Here is a 24,737-nt window from a genome sequence, read left to right as displayed (position 1 = left end):
ATGTCCGAAGGCCAGGTCAAGTTTTCTCCTGAAAAAGCCGAAATAAACCATAATAACCATTTGAATAAAAATATTTTATGCGAGCCATATTATTCATCATTGTATTTGCGCTCGGAGCCCTGACAGTCTCCCAGGCTGAGGTCTATTATGTTTCGCCTACCGGCAATAATAATAGTGATGGCCTCAGTGTCGGTTCAGCCTGGGCCGACATCGATAATGGTGAGCAGAAAGGTTTTATCGCGGCCGGCGATACGATCAATATCCTGCCGGGAACATATTCGGTCATATCCCAGATTCAATTTAAAACCGATGGCAATGCCTCCGCTCCGATTGTTTATCGAGCTTACGGAGGAGCAGTTCTCATTACGGCCGGGAACCAGAGTAATGTGATCGCTTTGGCAGAAGGCGATTATGTCGAATTGCATGATCTCGAAATCGCCAATTCCCAGATATATGGTATCCATCTGAAAGGAAACAACTGCCTTATTTTGGATTGCTATCTGCATGATTTAGGAATGCACGCCGTTTTTCTTGAAGGGGACAGCAATCTGCTCCTGAGGAATACGATTTACCAAATTTCAATAGATGGCATTCATGTCCTCGATGTCGCGCAGTACAATCTAATCCATAACAACACCATTTCCAATTGCGGCCAGAACGGCGTCATGCTCAATAATTCAGCGATCACCGAACGCCTGTTCAACAATATCATAATCAATAACATGTATGGTATCAACGGCCATTCCGGCAGTATCTGCGGTTTCAATGATGTCTGGAACAACAGCACGTCCAATTATATCAACGGTGTCGCCGATTCCGCGGGCGGTATCTCGGCCAATCCGCTTTTGACTAATCCGGCCGGAGGCGATTTCTCATTGCAGGCCGGCTCTCCGGCTATCGATACCGGGCTTGATCTCGGGTATCTATATATCGGTTCCAAACCGGATCTGGGAGCACTCGAATTTATTCAGACCGGCGGCAGTGTATACTGGGTCTCACCGACCGGCGATGACGATAACGACGGCCTTGATTCCACTTCGGCCTGGGCCTCGGTCGATAACGGCGACACCAAAGGCCTGATTCAGCCGGGGGACACGATCAATATTCTACCCGGTTTATATTCGCTGACTGCGGAAATCGAATTACAAACTTCGGGGACTTCCGATGACCCGATCCTTTACGCCGCCTACGGCGAATCTCCGGCCGTTTTCGATGCCGGCGGTGCAAGCAAGATTATCTTCGTTCTTGAAGGGGATTATACTGCTCTGCATGGTGCAGAACTGACCAACACCGAAGACAATGCCGTGCATATCACGGGCGATCACTGTACCGTGGCCGGGTGTTTCATTCATGATATCGGCAAATACGGCATCCGGGTGGAGGGAACTTATGCGCTGACCATGCGCAATATCATCGCCCGGACCGATGATGATGGCATCAGAAACGAGGGCTCCGGCGATTATGGTCTTCATTACCATAACACCATCTATGGCAGTGCGGCTGATGGAATGGATTTAAAAGAATCCACCGCCCGTGTTTTTAACTGTATTCTGGCCAATAATATAACCGGCCTGAAAGGCAATGCCGGAAATATTTGCGGCTTCAATGATGTCTGGGGAAACAGCAGTAACGATTACAGCGGCATAAGTGATTCGGCCGGCGGTATCTCGGCCAATCCGCTTTTTGTCGATGCCGCCACGGATGATTACAGCCTGCAGGCTTTGTCGCCCTGCTTGAATACCGCTCTTGATCTGGGGTATCCGTACTATGGTTCGGCACCCGATATGGGCGCGGTTGAGATGTCCAACACTGCCCCGGTTTTAAGCCTGATCGGCTCCAGGAGTGTGACCGAAAATATCAATCTTAATTTCGAGGTTGCCGCCTTTGACGATGCCTCTATTCCGGTTCTGACCACAACCGTGTTGCCGGACGGGGCCTCTTTTATCGATCATGGGGACGGTACCGGGACTTTTGACTGGACTCCCACTTACCTTCAGTCGGGTCTTTACGATATCACCTTTTATGCCACCGATGATTTTCTTGAGGCTGACAGCGAAACGGTGACAATTACAGTGGCCGAAGCCGGCAACCGGTTACCGGTTCTAACTCCGATCGGCGGCAAGGCGACCACAGAAAACGTCAATCTTAATTTTGATATAGCCGCCGCCGATATCGAATCGATCCCGGCCCTGAGCGCCTCCGCCCTGCCCGGCGGGGCCTCACTGGCCGATCACGGTGACGGGACCGGGACTTTCGACTGGACGCCCGGTTTCGTTCAATCGGGTGTATATTATGTAACTTTCTATGCCGCCGATGATTCCCTGGCGGTTGACAGCGAAAAGGTTGTCATCAATGTCGCCGATACCAGCGGCCCCGGTTCCAGTATCTACTATGTTTCCACCGCCGGTGATGACGACCACGATGGCCTGACACCATCATCGGCTTGGCTTTCGATCGATAACGGCGATTTAAAAGGGCTTCTCGGTCCCGGCGATATTATCCGGATTCTGCCGGGCCTCTATGAGACCGACAGCACCCTGTACCTGGCCACTTGGGGAACCGAGTCGGAACCGGTTGTCTATACCAAGTATGGCGACGGCGATGTCGTTATCAATAACGGCGGAGCATCCTGGGCGGGAATAAGCGTGACCGCTAATCATGTCGAACTGCGTTCGGTACAGGTTATCGACGCCGGATGTCAGGGCATTTATGTGACCGGCGATTCCTGCCGGGTGAGCGACTGCTATATGTATAACATCGGTTGGTCGGGAATAAGGGTGGATGGCGACGACAATCTGATTATCCGTAATATTTCTCATACCTGCGGCCAGCGGGGTTTTTTTAATTACAATGGCGACAATAATAAATATTACAATAATACCGCCTACGACTGTGCCTCAAGCGGTATTCAAATCACCAATACGATCGGGACGGCCCGTGTCTTTAATAATATTTTTATCGGCAATCTCGAGGGTATTCGCGGAGCGTCCGGCAACATCTGTGGTTTTAATGATGTCTGGAATAACAGCGATGGTAATTATCTGGGCGGGGTGTCCGATTCGGCTGGAGGTATTTCGGCCGATCCGCAATTTATCGATACCGCCGCCGCGAATTTCTATCTCCAGTACGGTTCGCCGGCGCTCAATGCCGGGCTGGATCTCGGTTTTCCGTATTTCGGCACCGCTCCGGAAATGGGTGCCCGGGAATCGGAAGCCGAATCAATCCGGATTGAATGGTTCGATGGGACGCCTTTCGATGATACTACTTTATGCACCGATGACGACAGCACCATGTTGTACTGCCGGGGATATTCGGCCGGGGGCGGTTTAGTCGGCGATGTTTCCGCCACCTGGACAATTCTCGGTGTTGATTCAATCGGGACCGTATCGGTTGGTCCGAATTCCTCGACCGACCTGACTTTGACCGGGCCCGGGACAGGACGGATACGGGCGGTCTATTCCGACAGCGCGGCCGATACCACCGGGATAATTACCTGCCTGGCCGGTGTTCCGGCGCAATTGATTATCTCGCCCGATACCGTCACCGTTTCGGCGGACAGTACTATCCTTTTCAGCCATATATTTCTCGATGCCGATGGTAATGAGAGCGATCCCGGTGTCATGGCCGACTGGTCGGTTCTCGGCGGAATCGGGACTATTGATAGCGGCGGTCTTTTCAGCCCCGCCACTTCGGGAACCGGATATATTGTCGCCACCGGATACGGCCTGACCGACACTTCCGGTCAGATCACCGTCGTTTCCGGTGAATTGAACCAGATTGTCATCTCGCCCGATTCGGCTGATATTAATATTGGCGATACCATCAGCTTTTCCGTCACCGGATATGACTCCGAAATGAATATCACGGCGCCGGGAGATATCACCTGGAAAGCCCTCGGGCGAATCGGAGATATTGACAGTACCGGCAGGTTTATCGCGACGGCCCCGGGAAAGGCTAAAGTTACCGCCGTCAGCAGTTTTAATAATCTGGCCGATACCACCGGTTTTATCGATGTCGAGGAATTGTACTTAACCGGGATTGCCATCGGCAATAAAACGGTCCATCCCGGACAACCCCAAAACGCCATCCTGGCCTTCCGTATTGAAAATTATTATGATAATAATAAAGGTATTACCGGGCTGACACTGAATGATAATTCCCGCGGTTCGGGCAACCAGCCCCAGCTTATCACCAATGTCGATTCGGCCGGTCTTTATCTGGATATTGATAATGATTCGCTGTTGACCGATGTCGATAGCCTGATCGCCATCGAAGATTACAGCGTTTCAACCACCACCAGTTTCGAATTCGCTTCGGTCGTCATCCCGCCCGATGAGGGCCGGACCTTTCTGGTCGGTGCGAATATTGATCTGTATCCGTGCGATGGTGATACTCTCGATGTCCTCATTCACCCGGCCGCCGATATCGAAACCTTCGATGGAACTCCGGTGACCGGTCCGGCCACGGTTAATTCGCTCGGAGTTGCCGTCATCGACGGTCTCGTGGCCGAGCAACTGGTTCAAATCAGCACCGGGCTGACGGAAATCAGCCCCATTGCTTCGGCTTATAATGTTTTTGCAGTAGATATTCCCTGCAACGGCTATGATAAAGATACTTTGAATCTGTTCAGTATTGTCAATACCGAAACAGCCGCCGAATCCGATTTCGATTCGCTGGTGCTGTACCAGGACAATGCCAATAATATCTGGAATGGTTCGGGTGCCGAAATCCGGCTCGGCCGCCTGGTCTTTACCGGCAATCGCTGGGTGGTCAGCGGCTTTAAAGCCGCCATGACTCATCCCCTGCAACGCTTTTATGTTGGGGCCTTTCTGGCCGACTACCCCGATAACGGCGCCACGATATCTTTCAATATCCCTCAAAATGGCCTTAACGTCAGCTCCAATAATGATGGCCCGATCGACAGCGCCACCACCCCCCTGGACACCATCACCATCCAGACTTCGGAAGCGGTAGCCATCAAGACATATGATATTAAATCTGATGAAGTGATTCCCGGATATGAAACACCTCCGATTCTGGGCCTGCAGATAATCAACGGCTATAACAATCAAAGGACAATCGACAGCCTTCGGCTGACCCTGTACGCCGAAGATATTGAAGAAGTCGAACAAGCCCTGCTCGACAGCCAGATCGACAGTGTTCTGATTTATCTTGATCGGGATGATGATATTGAAAATATCGGCGATACCGATTCCCTGCTGGCCACGGCTGTTCTGGTTGACGGGACCTGTATGTTGACCACCGGCAATCTGGTGCTGTCCTCCAACGGCGGGACGATCGACCTGGCTGTAACTCTGGCCCTTGATGCGGAGAATGGCAAAAACGGCAATACTCTTAATATCGGCCCGGCCGATTCATCGGATATCTATTTCAGCGAAACAACTGTTATTGAAGGTTCCTTCCCGCTTCGGAACACCGAGTCCTTTACCATAAATGCTTATCAGGCGGAACGAATCGTTATCGACGCCATACCCGGCAAAACCCTTGTCGGGGGACAGGTCAACCAGATGGTTTTCAGTTTCACCCTTCCGGGGAATGGTTATGCCGACGATATTCTGTCGACCCTGCAACTGATTAATGCCGACGGGCAGGGCCTTAATGATGCCCCGATTACGGTCAAGCTCTGGGCCGATGATGGCCAGGACGGAATTTCGGTCGGTGATGCCTCACTCGGTCAATTCGGTTTTTTCAACAGCTACTGGGAAATCACCAATCTGAATTACCCGGTTCCTTCAACCGGGGCCGCCTTTTATGTCACTATCGATATCGCCAATACCCAATTTAACGGCGGGACTCTGCGGTTCGGCATCCCGGTGGCGGGCGCCCGGTATAAATCCGATCTGATCGGTCCTGACGATAAGGCGGCGGTGAGTTCCGCCTCGCATCTGATTATCCCCTCCAACCGGGTCACGGCCATCGCCATCCCGGCCTCCAGCACAATCATATATCCCGGTTCGAAAAACAACATGGCCCTGAGTTTTGCCCTTTACAATGGATATCTTGACCGGGATCAGACTCTTCGGAGTATAACTTTCACCAATATTTCGCACAGCCGCTCGGATCTGGACTTTGCCGATCATGAGCTGGGCCAGGTGGCGTTGTACTATGATGCCGATCGAAACCGGACCTACCAGCGCGATTCCCTGATTGCCACCGGCTATTTCTCCGACGGCAAACTCAGCCTGACCGGGTTGAATGTCGCTCTCCCGGCCGAATCGCTTTCATACTTTTTTGTCGTCATTGATGTGCCTCCGGACATAATCGATTCCGACAGCCTGGCTGTCTCCATCAATGCCCCGACCGATTTCAGTTTCCTCGAACCGGTTAATGTCAACGGCAATCTGCCCCTGACCAATGGCGGTTACCTGGTGGTCGATGGTTCGGTTTATCAGCAGTACAAGACTCTGCCGCTGGAATCACGGACCCTGGCTCCCGGCGATACCTCGGTCACCCTGTTTGCCTTCATTCCGGCCCTGAACGGCGACCAACCGGACACTCTCGAAACCATTGTCATTGACAATCTTTTCGATGCCGACAGCTCCGATATTGAGCCGCTGGAACTCTGGATAGATCTCAATCATGACAGTACCTGGCAGGAAACCGATTCCCTTTTGGCCGTTTTCAATTATGTTGACAGTCTGTGGCAGACCGATGGGCTGAACCTGGAAATTATCGATCCGGCTCCGATTCTATTCGTCCTCGGAGATGTTTCCCTGAGTGCCACCCCGGGAACCGCCTTCCGCGCCAAATTGCCGCTGAACGGCTGCCATTACAGTTCTCTCAATGATGGTCCGCTCGACCGGGTGCTGGTTGCCGCGGAAATTTTCACTGTCTCAACCTCCGGTCTGGCGTTGGCAGTACAACCTTTGAATGAAACCTATTCCGTCGGCCAGGAAATCGCCGTCAGGATGAATGTGACCAATATCAGCCTGAATCCCATCGATAATATCACCGGCGAAATCACCTATATCTCCGATTCCTCGCTGGTAACCTTGGATTCGACCGAGGCCGGGCCGGTAAACCTGGCCGTCGACGAAACCACAACCTTCACCTTCCATTTCACGGCCGATTCGGCCGGAATGGTCCTGTGGAGAATGCGGGCGGTGGCCAATGATATCAATGATACCTCGGCCCTGGTTGAAACCGAACCGATAACCATACAGATCGCTCCGGACAGCGTTGTCGTGCAAATGATTAATACTATCCCGACCTCCGTCACCCGGGGACAGACCAATGTTTTCCCGTTCAGCGTGAGAATTCTCCAACCCGATACTTCCTCCTCGCTGGCTTCACTGAGACTTGACAGTCTGCGGATCGTGATCGAGAATGGTTCCGGCCAGCCGATGAATGCCTCCGAGGCTCTTTCCCGGATGGTCCTGGCCACCGGCTACACCAATCTATGCATCATCGACAATATCCCGGACCAGCCCGAAATATTAATGGATTTTTCCGAACCGATTATAATAACCTCCGGTCAGCAGTACCAGTTCACCCTGCTGGTGGACATTGACAGCCTGGCTCTGGCCGATAATTTCGCTCTGGCAATTACCGATGAACAAGCCATTGTCATCGTCGATCAAAATGCCGATCAGCCGGTCACCATCAGTCCGGCCACTCCTTTTCCGATGCGGACCGCTTCCTGCCGGATCGATGATCCCTCGCAGACCATGGCCCTTTCGTATGAATCGCTCCTGCCGCCGGCTGTCAATTTCGGCCAGTATAATGTCGATGTCCTCCGGTTGCGTCTGTTCCATCCCGGAGAATCGGGCAGTTCCCAGATTCAATTGACCGGTCTCTCGATGGCGTTCGTCGATAATTTCGGCGATACCCTGGTTATTCCTCAGTTGTTAGATGAAGTCCGCCTGGTGCGCCAGTCGACAGTCATCGCTTCGGTCTACGATTTCGAAATCGGCGCCGGATCGCTTGATATCCAGCTCAATTCCCCTATCACTCTGAGTCCCGGGGAAATTGACTCTTTGAAAATCCAGGTAATGATCGGGAATATGCCCGCCTATTCGGGATTTGCCCTGCACATCGCCGACAGTACCGCCTTTGTGATTCGCGATCTCAGTTCCGGGTCGCTTCTCCAGGCTGTTACCGATACCAATTATACCCTGGCCTCGGAATCGATCTTTCCGATCAATTCCAGTTTCGCCGGATTTGAATATCCGGCCATTCCTCCCGAGTTGTGCCTGGTTTCCCGCCTGCCGGAATCGGTCGTCGGCGGTGTCGATGCCCTGCCTTTGTTTGATATTTTTATCGAATACCCGGCCGACTCCGGATTCGCCTCGCTGGATATCCAGGATATCCGGCTGACGGTACTGGATACCCTCGGTATTCCCCTCGACCCCGATCACCTGTTTGATCGGATCGGGTACCGTATATCGGGCGGTAATATATATTATCAGTCATTTATCCGGCTTCAGAGCGGCTATACGGTTTTTGATCTCGATGACAGCGCCATCATGGTCACTCCCGGTGACACTCTTACTCTGGAACTGGTCGCCGATATCGAGAGTGATGCTCTTTATGACAATTTCGTTTTGGAAATCCCCTCATTCCAGGCCATTAATATCCGGGATGCCAATGATACCGCCCATACCCCTCAGATAGAGGCGGGTTGCGCCTTCGAGATGCCTTTCCAGACCGGTGTCTCGAGTATTTTCCTTCCGGCCGGACGGCCCGCCCTGCAACTGAGACGGCAACCGACCCTGCTGGCTTATCCGGGACAGGCTGATGCCGTGGTGTTATCCGGTCATCTTCGTTATGATAATCCCTCACCTCTGGGAGATCTGGCCCTGTCATCGGTCAGCGGAAAATTTCTTCAGCGTACTGCCTCCGGTTATGTATCCCCTGAATCCGATGTATTCCGATCGGTTTCCCTGATTATTAACGATAATGTCGTGGCGGTCGACAGCCAGATTGTCGGGGACAGCCTGTCGCTGGTGCTTGATGAGGAATTGATTATCCGGATCGGAAGCAACCTGGAGATGGAATTGCGCTGTGAGATCGACAGCGCCGCCGCGCCGGGAAATTACACTTTTAGATTCGGTGATTCATCCTTCATGGCTATTGCTGATCATAATCTGGAAACGCCATGCTACATAATACTGGATAATGGATCATATCCACTGTACGCTTCGGAGATTTCCCTGGCCGCGGAAAATCTGGGCTCGTCTTTCAGTAATTTCACCAATCCGTTCAATCCAGCCCACGAGCCGACCGTTATCGGTTACAATCTGCCCGAGGCGGCTCAGGTCGATATCGAAATTTTCACCATTACCGGGGAAATGATCAAACGGGTCGCTGATAATGCCTTCCGGGCCGCGGGTCCGCATCGCGAAGATATCTGGATGGGCCGCAACGATGGCAATTTCGATGTCCTTCCGGGGACCTATTTTTGCCGGATAACAGCCCGGTATGTCTCGGGCGGAACCGAGGAATATCGAAGAAAAATCGCGGTGATACGATGAGACGAATTCTGGTATACATATTGTCGGCCCTCCTGTTGCCGCTTTCCGCCTTCGCCGCGGACGACGGCGGAACCGAATCACCTTTCGTTATGGGCGCCGGGGCGGGTGATCTCTCGCTGGGCGGGGCCAATCAGGCCGATAACACCTCGGCCACCGCTCCCTTCTGGAATCCGGCCGGGATGGCTCGCACCGAGCGGATGGTTTTATCGGGATTCCACAGCCGGCTGTACGACGATCAGACCGCTTACCAGTATTTCGGGCTGGTTCTGCCGATTCTGGATTGGGGAACGATCGGTTTGGGAGTGTTTCGGCTGGGAATCGATGGGATCGAAAAACGTGATGCCGACAATCTCCTGCTGGGCGAATTCAATGACAGCCGGATGGCTTATTACCTGGCCTATGGCCGTAATCTGGCCGGTTATGATATCGGCGCGGCGGTGACATTCGAGCACCAGTCCCTCGATGAGTACAGCGCCACCTCGTCACCCGGATTGAATCTTTCCATAGGTCGACGGCTCAATCTCGGATCGGGACGCCTGAGAGAACTGAACCTGGCCGTAAATCTCCGGAACCTAGTCCAACCCGGCCTGCAGTTGTCCGAGCAGAGTATCAATTACCCCACCGCTTTTGATCTGGCGGTCGCTCTGGGTGCGGTCCCCTTCAATAATGAAAACCATAAAACCACTCTCTCAGGACGGCTGACCAAAGCGGAATCCGTATCGGCCCGTTTTGCCGCCGGATTGGAATACAGTCTTCACGACCTGGTTCATCTCCGGGGCGGAGTGCGCGATGGCAGACTTTCGGTGGGCGGCGGCCTGAGTTACAAAGGATTTGATTTCGATTACGCCCTGGTTGATCGCGATCTCGGCAATCTGCATATGTTCAGTATCTCGATGGCTATCGGCAAAACCATCAGTGATCGGGAAAGAATACGAGCTGAACGCCGCGAGGCGGATTTCAATACTATGATGAATACTCATCTCAATGACCGGAACAACCGGATAGTTTCCGATCTGGAGCAGTCAGGGAAACAAAGCTATGATGAGGGCCGTCTGGTCGAGGCCGCCGATTTTTATGACCGGGCCCTGTTCCTGGCCCGGACAGCTGGAATCGACACCACTGCCATCCGCCGGATGGCAAAGGAAATTCATGATCGGTTGCAGGAGGTAACCATTAAGATGCGCTACTCCCAGTATATGGATTCGGCCCAGGCCAAGATGAATATCGGTGATTATCTGGCCGCCCGCTATTTCGGTCAACTGGCCCTTGGCGAAATAGATAATTCCTCCGATGCCCGCAATCTGATCAGCGAAGCCGACCGGGCCATTGAGCGGATCGCCTCGGAAAAAGAAATGATCGACAGCCGGCTTTTGGTTATCGACTCACTGCTCAGCTACGGACAGCTCGACCGCGCCGCAGTTGAAATCAATACCCTCAGGCAGTATGCCCCCGATAATCCGAGGGTAAATCAGGCCATGCGGCGAGTCTCTTTCCAGATTTTCAGGGAAAAGGCCGTAACGGCCTTCGATAGAGGAGATCACCGGGAAACCATCGCCGCTCTCGACAGCGCTCTGGTTCTCTTCCCGGAACATCGCTGGTGCCTGGAGATGCGGGACCGGGCGGTCCGGGAACTCAATCAACCGGCCAGACAAACGCCTCCGGCCGGCCGGGGCGAAGCCCCGGTCCTGAGTACGGAACTGCTCAGGGAAGTCGAATCCGCATATCGTACGGCTCGAAAAATGTTCGAGCAGGGTGATCTGGAAAAGGCCATCGAAAAATGGGAAGAGGTCGAACGACTGGCGCCGGACTATCAGTCGGTCCGGGATTATCTGGTTAAGGCTTACAAATTTGTCGGGGTTGAATTGTACGGTCAAAGCCGCCTGCAGGAAGCCATCGATATCTGGAAGAAAGCGGCTCTGATCGATCCCGAAAACGAAGAAATAAAAGATTATATCAAACGCTCCGAAAGCGAAATCAGAAAGCTGGAAGAATTATCCTATGGACGATAAAGCGACCGATACCATATCCCGGGGATGGCCCGAGGCCCGGCAGTTTAAAAATTCCATCCGGTTCGAGTTCTCTCTTTATATGTCGGGTATCATCCTGGTGTTGATGCTGGCCACGGGGTACTTCATCACCGACCGCTATGTGAAAACCGTCACCCGCAACACCATCGATAAAGTGTTAATCCAGGCTCGTTCATATTCCGGCTCGACCGGCAAACTGATTATCGCCGCCAACGGTCCCGATGCCCTGCTCTTGAACAACATCTGTAACAAACTCGCCGCCGATAATTCCGATATCCACTGGGTCGGAATCACCGACAAAGACTATGTTTTTCTGGCCCATACCAATATCAAAGAAGTTATTTCGGGAGCCCGGATGACTCCGCCAGCCAATGAAGGATTTCGGGATATCCCGCGTGAAGGCGAGGCCTTCGATCGGCGCGGCGACTCGCTTTTTATCGCCATCCCGGTAATGGAAAATAATATCCTGGTCGGCTATCTGGGGGTGGCGGCCTCCGCCCGGCAGATTATCGAGGCCCGCAACCGCTCCCTGGTCACGGTAATATCGATTACGATCGTGATGATTCTTCTGGGGATCCCGGTCACCATGATTATCCTGCACCGCAAATTACGACCGCTCAGCCTGATCACCGACAGCCTGAAAAAGATCGATTTCGATAATATCATCATCGATATTCCCCATCACAGCCGTAACGAATTCGGATATCTATCGGAAACGCTGCGGGTAATGGGGACCCGGCTGAACGCCGCCCAAAAAGATATAATCGAGAAAGAACGGATTGCCCGCGAACTGGAGATCGCCCGCGAAATCCAGACCAATATCCTCCCGACCGGATACCCCTCTGCCGCCGCTTTTGAATTCGCCGGGGCTTACCGCAGCGCCCGCGAGGTCGGCGGCGATTATTACGATTTTATCGACTTCAACGATATGTACATGGCCTTCCTGGTCGCCGACGTTTCCGGGAAGTCGCTGCCGGGTATGCTGGTGATGCTTCTCACCCGCGATATCATCAAACGGCTGACGAGAAATATCATGGAACCGTCTCTGATCTTGAGCGGGGTCAACCGGGAACTGCTTAAAAATATCAAGAAGGGCATGTTCGTTACCATGTTTTTCGGCCTGCTGAATAAAACCACCGGGGAATTCACCTTCGCCTCCGCCGGCCACAATCCCCTGATAAAAATGAATAGCCGCACCGGCAAGATAGAACAGCTCAAAACCAAAGGTTTTCCACTGGGCATGATGCCGGCCGAAGCCTTCGATAAAAGAATCGAAAAAGGCCGGATAATGTTGCAGAACGATGACTGGCTGGTGCAATACACCGATGGTATCAACGAAGCCGTTAATCCGGGGGGCGAAGAGTTCGGGATGGATCGTTTTACCGGAATTTTGAAGGAAAATATGTCCGCCTATCCCGCCGACCTGATCGAACGAACCATGAATCGTCACGAAGCCTTTGTCGGGACGGCCGATCAATTCGATGATATTACCCTGATGGTCATGAAATGGAATGGAATGGATGCCGATAAGAACAATAAAAGAAATAGAGAATATTCACATGCCGGTTGAAATTATTAAAGAAAATACGCTGATTGTCCCGTCCGAAATAATCGGGAAAGCCGTCGAGCGCTTCTATGAACGAGTCGATAATTATATTAAGGGAAGCGGCCGGGAGGTTGTCCTGGACTGTTCCCGCCTCGATCATGCCACTTCGAGCAATATTTATATCCTCTGGAGAAGTATTCTCAGATTCCGTGAGGCCCGCATCGAGACCCTCCTGGTGAAAGTCTCGTCTAACCTGGAGCGTATCCTGAAGGTCCTCGATCTTTATGAGCTGATGGTCATTGACCGGACCGGAGAGAAAACCGCCCCGGCGCCGAAAGTGGCGGTCAACCTTGATGGTGCCGACCACGGTATAATTCTGGAATTCAAACCCGATGACGGAGCTATCGTGAAGCGTCGGCATGAATTCCGCGGTTTCCTGAAAAAAATCAACCTGCCGGAAATTCTCATCTTCGAACTGGAAACTGTTTTTTACGAAGTCGCCAGCAACATCCGCCAGCACAGCCACATCGGAAAGGAAAACGCCATTCGCTTCAGCGCCACCCCGTCCTCCGAAAAGATCAGGATGGAATTCGTCTATCCCGGTATAAAATTCGACCCGAAAAAGAATCTTCCGGATTTCCATCCCGAAACCGCCATCAAAAGCCAGCAGAAACGCGGTTACGGATTGATGTTAATCAACAGAATGATGGACAACCTGAAGTATGAACACCGTGATAACACGGTCAATGTCCTGACCCTGGAAAAGAAATGGAGGTAGAGTCATGGATGAAATGAAAATCGCCTCCACTCGCGTTAACGGCGATACCGTCGAATTGAATCCGGGGAAAATGCTTGACAACAGCAATGCCCATGAGATGGCTATGGCTATCAGCGAGGCTCAGTCCCGGGGATACAAATATATTATCATTAATATGGACCAGCTGGAATTTATCTCCTCGGCCGGGGTCGGATCGATTCTCGGATCGGTCGAGACCATGCGGGAGAGCGACGGCGATATCATTATCTGTAACGCCGCCGAAACCATCCTGCATGTTTTCAGTGTTCTCGATCTTTTCGATTATCTGACGATTAAGCCCGATCGGGATGAGGCACTTAAAACCTGCCAGGTCGGTCATCAGGGATAAAATGAATAAGCACGATCACCTTCTCGATACCGGTAAGCTCTCATTGAGTGTTCAGCAGGATTCGGACAAACAGGTTCTGGCTCTGGATGCTCTCTCTAAACTGGCCAAACAGTTTTCCAGCCAGCCGCAATTCGAACGGATTATCGATGTCCTGCTTCTGACCATGTGCGGGCAGTTCTCGGTGGCCAATGCCTTTGCTCTTTTCCAGCAGCCGGGGATACATCTCAAAAATCAGTTCTTCTTCGCTTCCGGTCGTTTCAAGAAAAATGACCTGCTATCATCCCTTGTTTTAAGCCAAGAACATAATAATTATTTTTTCGAGAATAACCTTCCGCACCGTATCGCGGAACTCAAATTGCCGGGACGTTCGGCCAATCTGACCTATATCCTGAATGAGTGCGATGTCCGCCTGGTGGCCCCCCTGATACACGGCAACCGCCTGATCGGTATTGTCGGTCTGGGAGAGAAAGTCAACCGGAAACCGTTCGATGATGCCGAGGTGGATTTGCTGGCCACCATCGTCAACACCATCACCCCCTTCGTGGCCAATTCTTTCCTGTTTCTGGAAATGGCCAATCTGAGTGAATGGTATCTCAATATTCTCGATAATGTCAAACAGGGGGTTTTCGTCTTCGACAGCCACAATGCCCTCAAGAAAGTCAATGCTACCGGTTTCAAGATCCTGAAAACTTTCAAACCCGATCTGCAGAATATCGATGCGCTCTATCATGTCCCGATCGATCTGATTTTCCCCGACGGCATTTTCCGCAACTGGACCAGGTTGCTTAAAACCACCAGTCTTAAAAAACATGGCCGCATCTTTGAAAACCTGAAAGCCAAAAGCGGCGAGATCGAACGGATTTACAATGTCCGGATCAGTACCATCGCGGGCGGATTGGAAAAAGAGACCGACCTGATTATCACCCTTGATGATGTCACCTTGCAGAAGGAAAACGAACTGCGCCTGTTCGATCTGGAAAAATTCGCCGAAAAAGGTGTTATGGCTTCATCGATTGCCCACGAACTCAACAATTTTCTGGCCCTGATCCTCGGTGGTGTGGAAATGACCCAGTTATCCCTGGAACGGGATAATCGGGAAAAAGCCGACAGCACGCTCGAAAGAATTAAAGGGACGGTCAGCCAGATGGAACGCTTTACGGCCGGCTTGATGGATTATACTCGGATGAATACCGCTAAAGATTCCGATAACCTCAATTCCATAATCGGTAATGTCCTTTCGTTCGTATCGGCCCAGAAAAAATTCCGCCATATCAATATCAGCACTGATTTCGATGCCGCTCTGCCGGAATTTGCTATCGATTCCGACCAGATCGCCCAACTCCTTTTGAATTTTCTCAACAATGCCGCCGATGCTATCAACGAGGCCAAAAGAGAGATGGGCCAGATAACCGTCAAAACCGTCAAAATCGACAATTCCGTGGATTTGTCGGTCAGCGATAATGGTATCGGCGTCAATCCCGAAGTCAAAGACCGTCTTTTCAAGGCGCACCTGACCACCAAGAAAAACGGTCATGGCTATGGTCTGGTGACCTGCGCCAAAATTATCCAGAACCACAATGGTGAGATCAAGATCGATTCGGTAGTCGGTAAAGGCACCACCATCACTCTCCGCTTTCCCATTGTCGTTGAAAATTAATCCAGACCCTCTGGCCCTTTCAGACGTTTCAAGTCAATTTTATTGACTATAATACTTATATCAAAAATAAATTAGTGCGATTTTTATTGACCCCGTGATGATGGTTTGGGGGATTGAAGAATCTTTTCGAAAGAAATTGCCGAGCGACGGTTAGAGATTTTTTAAAGTCGGTGTTTTAGCAGATGCGCGGCAACTGTTCCCCGCTGAGCATATCGATTATCCGTTCCGCCCCGATGGCGCCGATCATCGTCACCAGCCCCAGTTGCCCCTCACCAACCCGGCCGATGATGGTTGCCGGCCATGACAGGGAGCGCATAATCTCGATTGTCCTGCCGGAATCCTTCTCCGGGACCAGACAGACAAACCGTCCCTCGTTGGCGATATACAACGGATCATAGCCCAGCATCTCGCACGCACCCCGGACCGGTCCCGAAACCGGAATCGATTTTTCCTCAATAACCACTGAGACTTTACCGGTCTGTGCGATTTCAATCAACCCGGTGGCCAGCCCGCCCCGGGTCAAATCCCGGAGGCAATGAATCTCAACCCCATTTTCCATCAATCGTGCCACCGTCGCGGCCAGCGGCGCCAGATCGCTTTCGATCTCGGTTTCAAATTGCATCCCCTCTCGGGCCGACATGACCGCGATTCCATGACGGCCGATATCCCCGTTGATAATTACAACATCACCGGGAACGACTTTCGATGGATGTATGTACCGATCATGCTCAAGACTTCCCGCCCCGGCCGTGTTGATGAATACCCCGTGTCCATGACCGTGTTCCACTACCTTGGTATCGCCGGTAACAATCGCGATCCCGGCCTCGACCGCGGCCCGATGCATCGACTCGGCCACCATCCGAAGTGTTTCGACCGGAAGGCCTTCCTCGATTATAAAGGAAGCACTCAGATAGCGCGGGCGGGCCCCGCACATGGCCAGATCGTTGACTGTGCCGTAAACGGCCAGCATCCCGATATCACCGCCGGGGAAAAATAATGGATCAACCACATATGAATCGGTCGTGAACACCAGCTTGTTACCCGACCAACCCAGAATGGCCCCGTCATGACCGGTTTCCAGATCAGGATTATCAAAAGAGGCGCGAAAAATTTCATCGATCAACTGGTGCATCAGCCGCCCGCCTCCGCCATGGGCCAGAAGGATTCTGGGGTAATTGCTCAAAGGCAACGGGCATCCGGTCGCTTTATTGTTTTCCTCGGCCATCGTCATTCGTTTCGGTTTTTCTTGATTCGCTGGAATTCTGTCAGTGAGTAATGGTAATACGCGGCGCAGGCACCTTCCGATGAAACCATGGTTGCTCCGAGGGGATGTTCCGGGGTGCATCGCTCGGAGAAAGCCGGACAGTCGAATGGTTTCTTCAATCCCTGCAGAATCAACCCGCTTATACATTCCCCGGCTTCCTCTTTTTCGTACTGCTCCAGTCCGAATTTGCGGGCGGCGTCAAAGGCGGCGTATTCGGCCCTGAGTCCCAGCCCGCTTCCGGGAATATTCCCCAGCCCGCGCCATTTTCGATCCACTCTTTCGAATACCTTCCCCATCAGTCTTTTGGCCTCCGGGTTGCCATCCCTTCTGACCACTCGGCGATACTGATTATTTACCGCCGGTCGTCCTTCTTCGAGCATGACCACCGTCATATAAATTCCCTGGAGAATATCCAGCGGTTCGAACCCGGTGATGACAAACGGGGTATGGTAATTCTCGACCAGTTCTTCATAATCGGAGTATCCGGTAATGGCGCACACATGCCCCGCCGCCAAAAATCCATTGACCCGGCAGTCCTCCGAATTCAAGATAACCTCGATTGCCGGCGGGACCAGCACTTGGGCCGAGAGGATGGAAAAATTATCGAGGTGTTCGGTTGCCGCCTGATAAACCGCGGCGGCATTAACCGGGGCGGTCGTTTCGAATCCGATGGCGAAAAAGACAATCTCGAGATCGCGGTTTTTCCGGGCCATCTCCAGGGCATCGAGCGGTGAATATACCGTCCGTACCTGTCCTCCCTCGGCCTTGACCGAAAGCAGGTCGCGCCGACTGCCGGGAACCCGAAGCATATCGCCGAAAGAACAAAGAATGACCCCGGGCCGCTGAGCGATCTCGATCGCCCGGTCGATCATCTCGATCGGAGTCACACAAACCGGGCAACCCGGACCGTGCAGGATATTGATCCGGCGGGGCAGAAGCCGGTCCAGGCCGTTTTTCAGGATGGAATGAGTCTGGCCGCCGCATACTTCCATTATTGTCCATTCCCGCGAGGCCGCAACCGATATTTTCTCCAGCATGGCCCGGGCCGCGATGGGGTCGCGAAATTCATCGAGATATTTCATCCTTCGCCGTCCCCGGACTCTTCCGCTCGCTTTATCTCCGCGATATATTCCAGAGTTCGAGCCGCCTCCTCCTCGTCGAGAACCGAGATGGCGAAACCGGCATGGACAATAACATAATCATTTATTCCGGCCTCCGGCACGAAGGCCAGATTGATCTGTTTGACAATCCCTCCGAAATCGACCCGGCCGGACCGCATCATACCTTCTAAGTTATCGAGACTGATTATTCTTCCAGGAATTGCCAGGCACATTTTATTTATTCTCCGGTTTGCTTTTTATGGCCGCCAGAATTTGCCCGGCGGCGATACCGCCGTCATTGGGTGGGATCCGCCGATGTCGGAAAACCTTAAACCCCTCGATTTCCAGTTGATCCACCGTTTTCTCCAACAGGTATTTATTCTGAAAACAGCCGCCGGTCAAGATAATATTATTCTCCCCGCATAATTTGGCAACATCGACAATCATACCCGCCAGAGTGTTATGAAACCGGGCGGCGATCACCGGTCTCGGCACCGCCTTGGCCAGATCATTAAGAAGAGAAACCAGACTCGGCCGCCAGTCAATGATGTATGGTTCTTCTGACCCGGAAACTTCAAAAGGATATACGCCCGATTCGGTCACCTCCGCGGTAATATATTCCAGCATCATGGCCGCCTGCCCCTCGTAATTGTTGATCTGGCAGATACCCAGAAGCGAGGAGACGGCATCGAACAACCGTCCGGCGCTTGAAGTCAGGGGCGAATTGATCCGCCCGGATAGCATTTTCCTTAAAATAACGCGGTCGGCTTCATCGAATTCCCCGAGCGGAATCGTCCCGGTCATTTCGAACAGCCGCTCGCCGTAAATTTCATACAGCGCCCCCAGCGCTGACCGGCGCGGTTCTATGGCGGCCCGGTCGCCGCCAGGTAAACGAATTGTCTTCAGATGGGCAACTCGAATGAATCCCTCCCGGTCGGCCCGGAGAAATTCTCCGCCCCAGACCGTGCCGTCACTGCCCAGCCCGGTTCCGTCCCAGGATACGCCCAGGACTTTTCCTTCCAGTTCGTTATCGATCATACACGCAAGGACATGGGCATAGTGATGCTGGACCTTATGATGCTCCAGGTTGAGAGAAAGAGCGTACTGCGAGGAGAGGTAATCGGGATGCAAATCGCACACCGTCTGTTTCGGTTTCAGATCATATATCCGGGCCAGCGAGGCAATGGTGCCGGTCATGGCCTCATATGCGGCGCGGGACGACAGATCACCGATATGCTGGCTTAAATACACGCGGTTTCCATCACTCAGGGCAATGCTGTTCTTCAGATGCGCTCCCACCGCCAGAATCGACCGGGCCGGTCCCGACAGCCGGATGCTGGTCGGAGCATATCCCCGGGCATTGCGGATGACTGTTTCCACGCCCGCCATCACCCGAACCACCGAATCATCGACCTGCCGGGCAATCGGTCGGTTGTGCATGATGAACAGATCGCCAATGGAGCCGAGACGCACCAGCGCTTCATGTTCGTCGATACAGATCGGCTCTTCGGACAGGTTGCCGCTGGTAGCCACCACCGGTATCCCGAGTTCCGCCATGAGAAGATGGTGCAGCGGCGTGTAGGGAAGCATCACGCCCAGATAAGGATTATCCGGGGCCACGGATGCGGCAATGACCGTCGATTCAGCACCGATCGTTCGCTTCAGCAGAACAATCGGCGCCCGGTATGAACGCAGTAATTTTTCCTCTATCTCCGACACCTCGCATATTTCCCCGATCGTCTCGAAATCAGGACACATCAAAGCCAGCGGTTTTTGCTGGCGGCCCTTTCGCCGTCGTAATTCCGCCACCGCAGGCTCCTTCGAGGCATCGGCCAGAAGCTGAAATCCTCCCAGTCCTTTTAATGCCACAATCTGCCCGTCGGCAATAGCCGCCGCGGCGGCGGTCAGGCAATCATGCCCGGTTTCCAGAATATGCCCGCCCCGATCCCATAGTTCCAGATGCGGTCCGCATTTGGGACAGGCATTCGGCTGGGCGTGGAATCGCCGGTCCGATGGGTTTTCGTACTCCTTCCGGCATTCCTCGCACATCGGAAAAACTTTCATCGTCGTCCGGGCGCGGTCGTACGGCAGGGTTTCGATAATGCTGTACCGCGGACCGCAGTTGGTGCAGTTAGTGAACGGGTAATGGTACCGCCGGTTATCAGGGTCGAATATGTCTTTCAGGCAATCGGGGCAGATTGCCAGATCGGGAAGAACCAGGGCCGTCCGAGAACCGGATTCGTCGCTTTCCCTGACACTGAAAGCCGTCTCGCCGTTGGAAGGTATTTCTGCCGTGTCGATGGTTTCGATTGCGGCATGGATCGGATGCTCGGTTTTGAGCCGGTGTATGAACTTATCCAGGATCGACCGGGAACCCTCAATCTCGATTCTCACTCCCCGGGGGGAATTATTGACCCGGCCGCCGAGACCCATGTCGGTCGCCAGGCGGTACACGAACGGCCGAAAGCCGACTCCCTGGACAATTCCCTTGATATCCAGCCCCAGTCGTACAACTACCCGATTGTCCACCTCAGCCCCGATACTGCTTTTTCGGTATTCGTCCATTTCCAAAGCCGGCCGTTTTAGCGAATTTACTACTATAACCGGACGCTAGGTTTTAAAATTCTCGATTTCCGAGGCGATTTGCTTTACCAGATTGTCGGCCGCCTCTGCCACCTCGGCCGACATCCCGCTTCCGGTCTTAAATACACCGCCCTCGATTCCATAGACAACCAGCCGGTTCGGCAATTGTCCCAGCGCGCGCGCCAGTTTGATACTCTCGGCCACGCTGAAAGCATGGGTCGAATAGCCGATGAAATATTCTGCGGGAAGATCCTCGTGGAGAGGTTCAAATCGGTAAATATGACCCGGCTTGGCCCCCGATACAACGCAATCAATAACCACTGCCGTTTTGGCTTCGTTCCAGGCGTCGATGAGTGAGGTGCCATCGCTGACCCCTTCAATCACCCGGACCCCTTCAAGTGCCGATTCACGGATTTTTCGGGCAATAAAAAGCCCCGCGACATCATCGGAACGGAAATCATTCCCGATTCCGATAACAACCACGGGCGCAGGACTTTTCATTATCACCCCGCCTTCAGCTTCGGTCGATTTTCAATTTCAGAAAATGACAGGAGCAGGAGATGCAGGGATCATAATTGCGGATGGCCTGTTCGCAGTGCCAGGTCAGTTTCTCATCGGAAAGATGCAGGTTCTTTTCCACGAAGGCGCACAGATCTTTCTCGATAGCTTTCTGATTCTGCGAGGTCGGCGGTATGATCCGGGCCTCCAGAATATTACCGCCGTCGTCTATTTTATAGCGATGGTACAATAACCCGCGCGGCGCCTCGGAACACCCGTGCCCGATTCCCTCGCGCGGCGGCACCTCGATATACGGCTTTTCCGGCATTTCGTACTGCTTGATAATCCGTAAGGCCTCCTCGCAGGCGAAAACCATTTCCACCGCCCGGACGATAATGCTCTTGAACGGATTATTGCAAACCTTGCCCAGTCCGGATTCCTTGGCCGCCTTTTTGGCCTTTGGCGTCAGTTTCTCGAAATTGTTGGAATACCTCGCCATCGGACCCGCCAGGTAATCATCGCGCTCGATTACCTTGCCCTGGAGCGATGTCGAATGTTCCACATGAATCTCTTCGAAATGATTGAGGAATTCGCTCACCTCGATATCGATCCCCTTACTCGAAACCACCCGCCCCTCGTTGAAGGGGTACTCATCGGGATGACTCAGGGAAACAAACTCGTAATCCCGCTCCAGATCGGGGAAAGTCAGGGTAGCGGTAACTTTGACCGTTTCCAGGGCGGCCTCGAGCGCCCATTTGAGCGGCTCGACCATCGTCCTTAATTCTTTTTTGGTCGGGACCCTGTAAAAACCCCCAACCCGGACACTAATGGGATGGATTTCCCGTCCACCGAGCAGGATTACCAGATCATTACCGATTTTTTTGAGTTTTAGACCCTGCTTGACAAGGTCGGGGTAATCTTTGGCCATCTGGATGGCGTCTTCGTACCCCAGGAAATCGGGGGCGTGAAGCATGTACACATGCAGGGCGTGCGATTCGATCCACTCGCCGCAGTAAATCAGCCGCCGCAACTGCCTTAGCGGTCCATCAACTTTCACGCCGCAGGCCATTTCCATGGCGTGCACCGAACTCATCTGGTAGGCGATAGGACAGATTCCGCATATCCGGGCCGTAATATCGGGAGCCTCGGTAAATCTCCGGTCGCGCAGAAAAGCCTCGAAAAAACGCGGTGGTTCGAAGATCGAGAATTTGACATCGGCCACGGCATCGTTCTTTATCTTGACAAAAAACCGACCCTCTCCCTCGACCCGGGCCAGGTAATCGACTTTGATTATCTTACTTTTCATAAGTCTCGCTCTCTTTCCGGAATGGTTCGGCGAAGGCATTGAATCCGCGGAATGCCCGGACAATATCCTTCCGGGAAAGATTCAGTTTTTCGAACCATTGGGCCAGTGAAGCGGTATTGGGCGTTTCTTTGGGGCCGAAACAGCTGTAACAACCCCTGTCATAGGATGGGCAGATCGCCCCGCACCCGGCCTGCGTCACCGGACCAAGGCAGGGCTGGCCGGTTGCCACCATGACACAGACATTGCCCTTCCGCTTGCACTCCATACAGACACTGTAATTGGGGATATTGGGCTTGCGGCCGTTCAGGTAAGCGTTGATGACCTCAACCAGTTGAAATTTACTGATCGGGCAGCCGCGTAGTTCGAAATCCACAAAGACGTGATCGGCGATCGGAGTTGATTTGTTAAGTGTTTCGATATATTCAGGATGGGCATAAACCGCCGCAATAAACTGCTTCACATCTTTGAAATTCCGGATGGCTTGGATACCCCCGGCCGTGGCGCAGGCGCCGATGGTAATCAGAGTTTTCGAAATTCGCCGGATTTTATGTATCCGCTCGGCATCGTGAGGCGTCGTGATCGACCCTTCCACCAGCGAGATATCATACGGCCCTTTCATAATCGCCCGCGTGGCCTCGGGGAAATAGGCTATAATAACCGCTTCGCTGATGGCCAGGAGTTCTTCCTCGCATTCCAGCAGGGATAATTGACAGCCATCGCACGAAGCGAATTTCCAGACCGCTATTTTTGGTTTCTTTATCCTGGCCATATCACATTTCCCGCTTGGTGAATTTGTCTTTGATGTCGGTGAATCGATACACCGGACCGTCCTTGCAGACGAACGATGAACCCAGCTGGCAGTGCCCGCACAGGCCGATCCCGCATTTCATATTTCTTTCCATGGAAATATAAATCCGATCCTCCGTTACTCCCCGCTTTTCCAACTCCATGACCGTGAAACGCATCATGACCTCCGGTCCGCACACCATGGCCACGCAGTTGAGCGGATCGAACGGCGACCGTTTGATCAACTGGGTCACGACCCCGACATTACCATGCCATGCACCGGTGGCCCGATCGACCGTAAGATGGATTTCAAGATCGAAACGGGCGCGCCATTTCTCGAGCTGCTTCACATACAGGATGTCTTCCGGGGTCCGGGCGCCGTAAAGAAGCACGATCTTGCCGTACTTCCCGCGGTTGGCCAGGAGATAGTATATGACCGGACGAAGCGGCGCCAGGCCGATCCCGCCGGTGATCAAAACGACATCACTGCCCTCCGATTCCGCCGCCGGCCAGGCCGTCCCGTACGGGCCCCGAACGCCGATACTCTCACCGACCTTCAAATTCCACATAGCCTTGGTCACCGTTCCCACCGCCCGGGTGGTATGCACCAGCGTCCTGGGCATGGTAGGATCGCCGCTGATCGAGATCGGAACTTCGCCGATTCCATACACATAGAGCATATTGAACTGCCCCGGCAGAAAATTGAAATCTTTCCGCCCGGATGGTTTCTCCAGCTCCATCGAAAAGGTATCGTGCGATTCCTTGATAACCCGTCGGATTGTAAAGGGTCTGGCCAGCATCGGGTCATCGGAAACCACTTCTATCAGTTTTTCACTTTTTGAGGCCATTGCCGTAAATATCCATAAGTTGCAGGCGGGTTGCCTCGAGCCGTTCGGCGATAACCAGGGCAAACCGCTTCATTATTTCGTATCCCAGATCATGATCCTCTTCGCATTTGGTCCGCAGGCATTTGCCGTCAAGGGTAATTGCCCGGGTTAGTTCCGTCGCGCGGGCATCGAAATGCCATTTGTACGGCGGCACCATCCACGACCACCCGAAGATCTCGCCCTCGGCGCGGGACCGTATGACAATCGGACCCTTCTGGGGAACATGGGTTTCTACCAGCACCCGTCCGTGACGGATGAAATAAAAATTGTCCGCCGGCTCTCCCTCGCGGAATATGAATTCGCCGGCCTTGAAAACCACATTGGAAGCACAGCCTACCAGAAGCTCAATATGTTTCTGGCTCATCCCCTCGAGAAAGGGATGCTCGGACAGGATTCGTTCCAGATTTTCCATAGTCATATCCTCATAATATTTTATGATAATTC

At 53.0% G+C, this 24,737-nt stretch carries 15 protein-coding genes; 6 read left to right on the top strand and 9 right to left on the bottom strand.

Features of this window, described 5'->3' with window-relative positions:
- Nucleotides 1-77 precede the first annotated feature (77 nt).
- From JXQ28_01800 to JXQ28_01775, 6 genes are read left to right on the top strand one after another with little or no spacing between them, the layout of a single operon-like run.
- Nucleotides 78-9,494 carry a right-handed parallel beta-helix repeat-containing protein gene (locus tag JXQ28_01800; protein ID MBN2276455.1) on the top strand — a complete coding sequence of 3,139 codons (9,417 nt, stop codon included), beginning with the start codon at nucleotides 78-80 and terminating at the stop codon, nucleotides 9,492-9,494.
- Nucleotides 9,491-11,503, top strand: a complete 2,013-nt coding sequence (locus tag JXQ28_01795; protein MBN2276454.1) for a hypothetical protein — start codon at nucleotides 9,491-9,493, stop codon at nucleotides 11,501-11,503. Before JXQ28_01800 ends, JXQ28_01795 begins: the two co-directional genes overlap by 4 nt.
- On the top strand, nucleotides 11,493-13,091 hold the full coding sequence (locus tag JXQ28_01790; protein ID MBN2276453.1) for a PP2C family protein-serine/threonine phosphatase: 1,599 nt from the start codon (nucleotides 11,493-11,495) through the stop codon (nucleotides 13,089-13,091). The genes JXQ28_01795 and JXQ28_01790 overlap by 11 nt, the downstream gene beginning before the upstream one ends.
- Nucleotides 13,042-13,845 (top strand): ATP-binding protein, encoded by an 804-nt coding sequence (locus JXQ28_01785; GenBank protein MBN2276452.1) that lies wholly within the window; start codon nucleotides 13,042-13,044, stop codon nucleotides 13,843-13,845. The genes JXQ28_01790 and JXQ28_01785 overlap by 50 nt, the downstream gene beginning before the upstream one ends.
- A 4-nt stretch (nucleotides 13,846-13,849) precedes the next feature.
- Nucleotides 13,850-14,212 (top strand): anti-sigma factor antagonist, encoded by a 363-nt coding sequence (locus JXQ28_01780; GenBank protein MBN2276451.1) that lies wholly within the window; start codon nucleotides 13,850-13,852, stop codon nucleotides 14,210-14,212.
- Nucleotide 14,213: 1 nt separating this feature from the next.
- A complete protein-coding gene (locus tag JXQ28_01775; protein ID MBN2276450.1) occupies nucleotides 14,214-15,869 on the top strand; it encodes a GHKL domain-containing protein in 1,656 nt (551 codons plus the stop codon).
- Nucleotides 15,870-16,044: 175 nt separating this feature from the next.
- Here the strand turns inward: JXQ28_01775 and hypE are convergent, their stop codons facing one another.
- From hypE to JXQ28_01730, 9 genes are read right to left on the bottom strand one after another with little or no spacing between them, the layout of a single operon-like run.
- Nucleotides 16,045-17,094 (bottom strand): hydrogenase expression/formation protein HypE, encoded by a 1,050-nt coding sequence (hypE, locus tag JXQ28_01770; GenBank protein ID MBN2276449.1) that lies wholly within the window; start codon nucleotides 17,092-17,094, stop codon nucleotides 16,045-16,047.
- A gap of 2 nt (nucleotides 17,095-17,096) precedes the next feature.
- Nucleotides 17,097-18,215, bottom strand: coding sequence for a hydrogenase formation protein HypD (hypD, locus tag JXQ28_01765; GenBank protein ID MBN2276448.1), 1,119 nt, complete (start codon nucleotides 18,213-18,215; stop codon nucleotides 17,097-17,099).
- Nucleotides 18,212-18,466: a HypC/HybG/HupF family hydrogenase formation chaperone gene (locus JXQ28_01760; GenBank protein ID MBN2276447.1), complete on the bottom strand. Its 255-nt coding sequence runs from the start codon at nucleotides 18,464-18,466 to the stop codon at nucleotides 18,212-18,214. The genes hypD and JXQ28_01760 overlap by 4 nt, the downstream gene beginning before the upstream one ends.
- A gap of 1 nt (nucleotide 18,467) precedes the next feature.
- Nucleotides 18,468-20,798 carry a carbamoyltransferase HypF gene (gene hypF, locus JXQ28_01755; GenBank protein MBN2276446.1) on the bottom strand — a complete coding sequence of 777 codons (2,331 nt, stop codon included), beginning with the start codon at nucleotides 20,796-20,798 and terminating at the stop codon, nucleotides 18,468-18,470.
- Between the two features lie 45 nt (nucleotides 20,799-20,843).
- Nucleotides 20,844-21,317: a hydrogenase maturation protease gene (locus JXQ28_01750; GenBank protein MBN2276445.1), complete on the bottom strand. Its 474-nt coding sequence runs from the start codon at nucleotides 21,315-21,317 to the stop codon at nucleotides 20,844-20,846.
- A 13-nt stretch (nucleotides 21,318-21,330) separates the two neighbouring features.
- Nucleotides 21,331-22,620 carry a Ni/Fe hydrogenase subunit alpha gene (locus JXQ28_01745; GenBank protein MBN2276444.1) on the bottom strand — a complete coding sequence of 430 codons (1,290 nt, stop codon included), beginning with the start codon at nucleotides 22,618-22,620 and terminating at the stop codon, nucleotides 21,331-21,333.
- Nucleotides 22,610-23,389 (bottom strand): oxidoreductase, encoded by a 780-nt coding sequence (locus JXQ28_01740; GenBank protein MBN2276443.1) that lies wholly within the window; start codon nucleotides 23,387-23,389, stop codon nucleotides 22,610-22,612. The genes JXQ28_01745 and JXQ28_01740 overlap by 11 nt, the downstream gene beginning before the upstream one ends.
- A 1-nt stretch (nucleotide 23,390) precedes the next feature.
- Complete coding sequence (locus tag JXQ28_01735; protein MBN2276442.1) at nucleotides 23,391-24,254, bottom strand: FAD/NAD(P)-binding protein; 864 nt, start codon at nucleotides 24,252-24,254, stop codon at nucleotides 23,391-23,393.
- Nucleotides 24,238-24,705: a cyclic nucleotide-binding domain-containing protein gene (locus JXQ28_01730; GenBank protein MBN2276441.1), complete on the bottom strand. Its 468-nt coding sequence runs from the start codon at nucleotides 24,703-24,705 to the stop codon at nucleotides 24,238-24,240. Before JXQ28_01730 ends, JXQ28_01735 begins: the two co-directional genes overlap by 17 nt.
- Nucleotides 24,706-24,737 lie beyond the last annotated feature (32 nt).

The organism is Candidatus Zixiibacteriota bacterium (assembly GCA_016933955.1).
Classification (GTDB): domain Bacteria; phylum Zixibacteria; class MSB-5A5; order GN15; family PGXB01; genus JAFGTT01.
This window is presented reverse-complemented; position numbering and strand designations above follow the sequence as displayed.

Excerpts from the sequence above, each read along its gene's own strand:
- JXQ28_01790 (MBN2276453.1), top strand. The coding sequence starts at position 11,493 with ATGGACGATAAAGCGACCGATACCATATCCCGGGGATGGCCCGAGGCC.
- JXQ28_01780 (MBN2276451.1), top strand. The coding sequence starts at position 13,850 with ATGGATGAAATGAAAATCGCCTCCACTCGCGTTAACGGCGATACCGTC.
- JXQ28_01760 (MBN2276447.1), bottom strand. The coding sequence starts at position 18,466 with ATGTGCCTGGCAATTCCTGGAAGAATAATCAGTCTCGATAACTTAGAA.
- JXQ28_01800 (MBN2276455.1), top strand. The coding sequence starts at position 78 with ATGCGAGCCATATTATTCATCATTGTATTTGCGCTCGGAGCCCTGACA.
- JXQ28_01750 (MBN2276445.1), bottom strand. The coding sequence starts at position 21,317 with ATGAAAAGTCCTGCGCCCGTGGTTGTTATCGGAATCGGGAATGATTTC.
- hypF (MBN2276446.1), bottom strand. The coding sequence starts at position 20,798 with ATGGACGAATACCGAAAAAGCAGTATCGGGGCTGAGGTGGACAATCGG.
- JXQ28_01785 (MBN2276452.1), top strand. The coding sequence starts at position 13,042 with ATGCCGATAAGAACAATAAAAGAAATAGAGAATATTCACATGCCGGTT.
- JXQ28_01730 (MBN2276441.1), bottom strand. The coding sequence starts at position 24,705 with ATGGAAAATCTGGAACGAATCCTGTCCGAGCATCCCTTTCTCGAGGGG.
- JXQ28_01735 (MBN2276442.1), bottom strand. The coding sequence starts at position 24,254 with ATGGCCTCAAAAAGTGAAAAACTGATAGAAGTGGTTTCCGATGACCCG.
- JXQ28_01795 (MBN2276454.1), top strand. The coding sequence starts at position 9,491 with ATGAGACGAATTCTGGTATACATATTGTCGGCCCTCCTGTTGCCGCTT.
- hypE (MBN2276449.1), bottom strand. The coding sequence starts at position 17,094 with ATGGCCGAGGAAAACAATAAAGCGACCGGATGCCCGTTGCCTTTGAGC.
- hypD (MBN2276448.1), bottom strand. The coding sequence starts at position 18,215 with ATGAAATATCTCGATGAATTTCGCGACCCCATCGCGGCCCGGGCCATG.
- JXQ28_01745 (MBN2276444.1), bottom strand. The coding sequence starts at position 22,620 with ATGAAAAGTAAGATAATCAAAGTCGATTACCTGGCCCGGGTCGAGGGA.
- JXQ28_01775 (MBN2276450.1), top strand. The coding sequence starts at position 14,214 with ATGAATAAGCACGATCACCTTCTCGATACCGGTAAGCTCTCATTGAGT.
- JXQ28_01740 (MBN2276443.1), bottom strand. The coding sequence starts at position 23,389 with ATGGCCAGGATAAAGAAACCAAAAATAGCGGTCTGGAAATTCGCTTCG.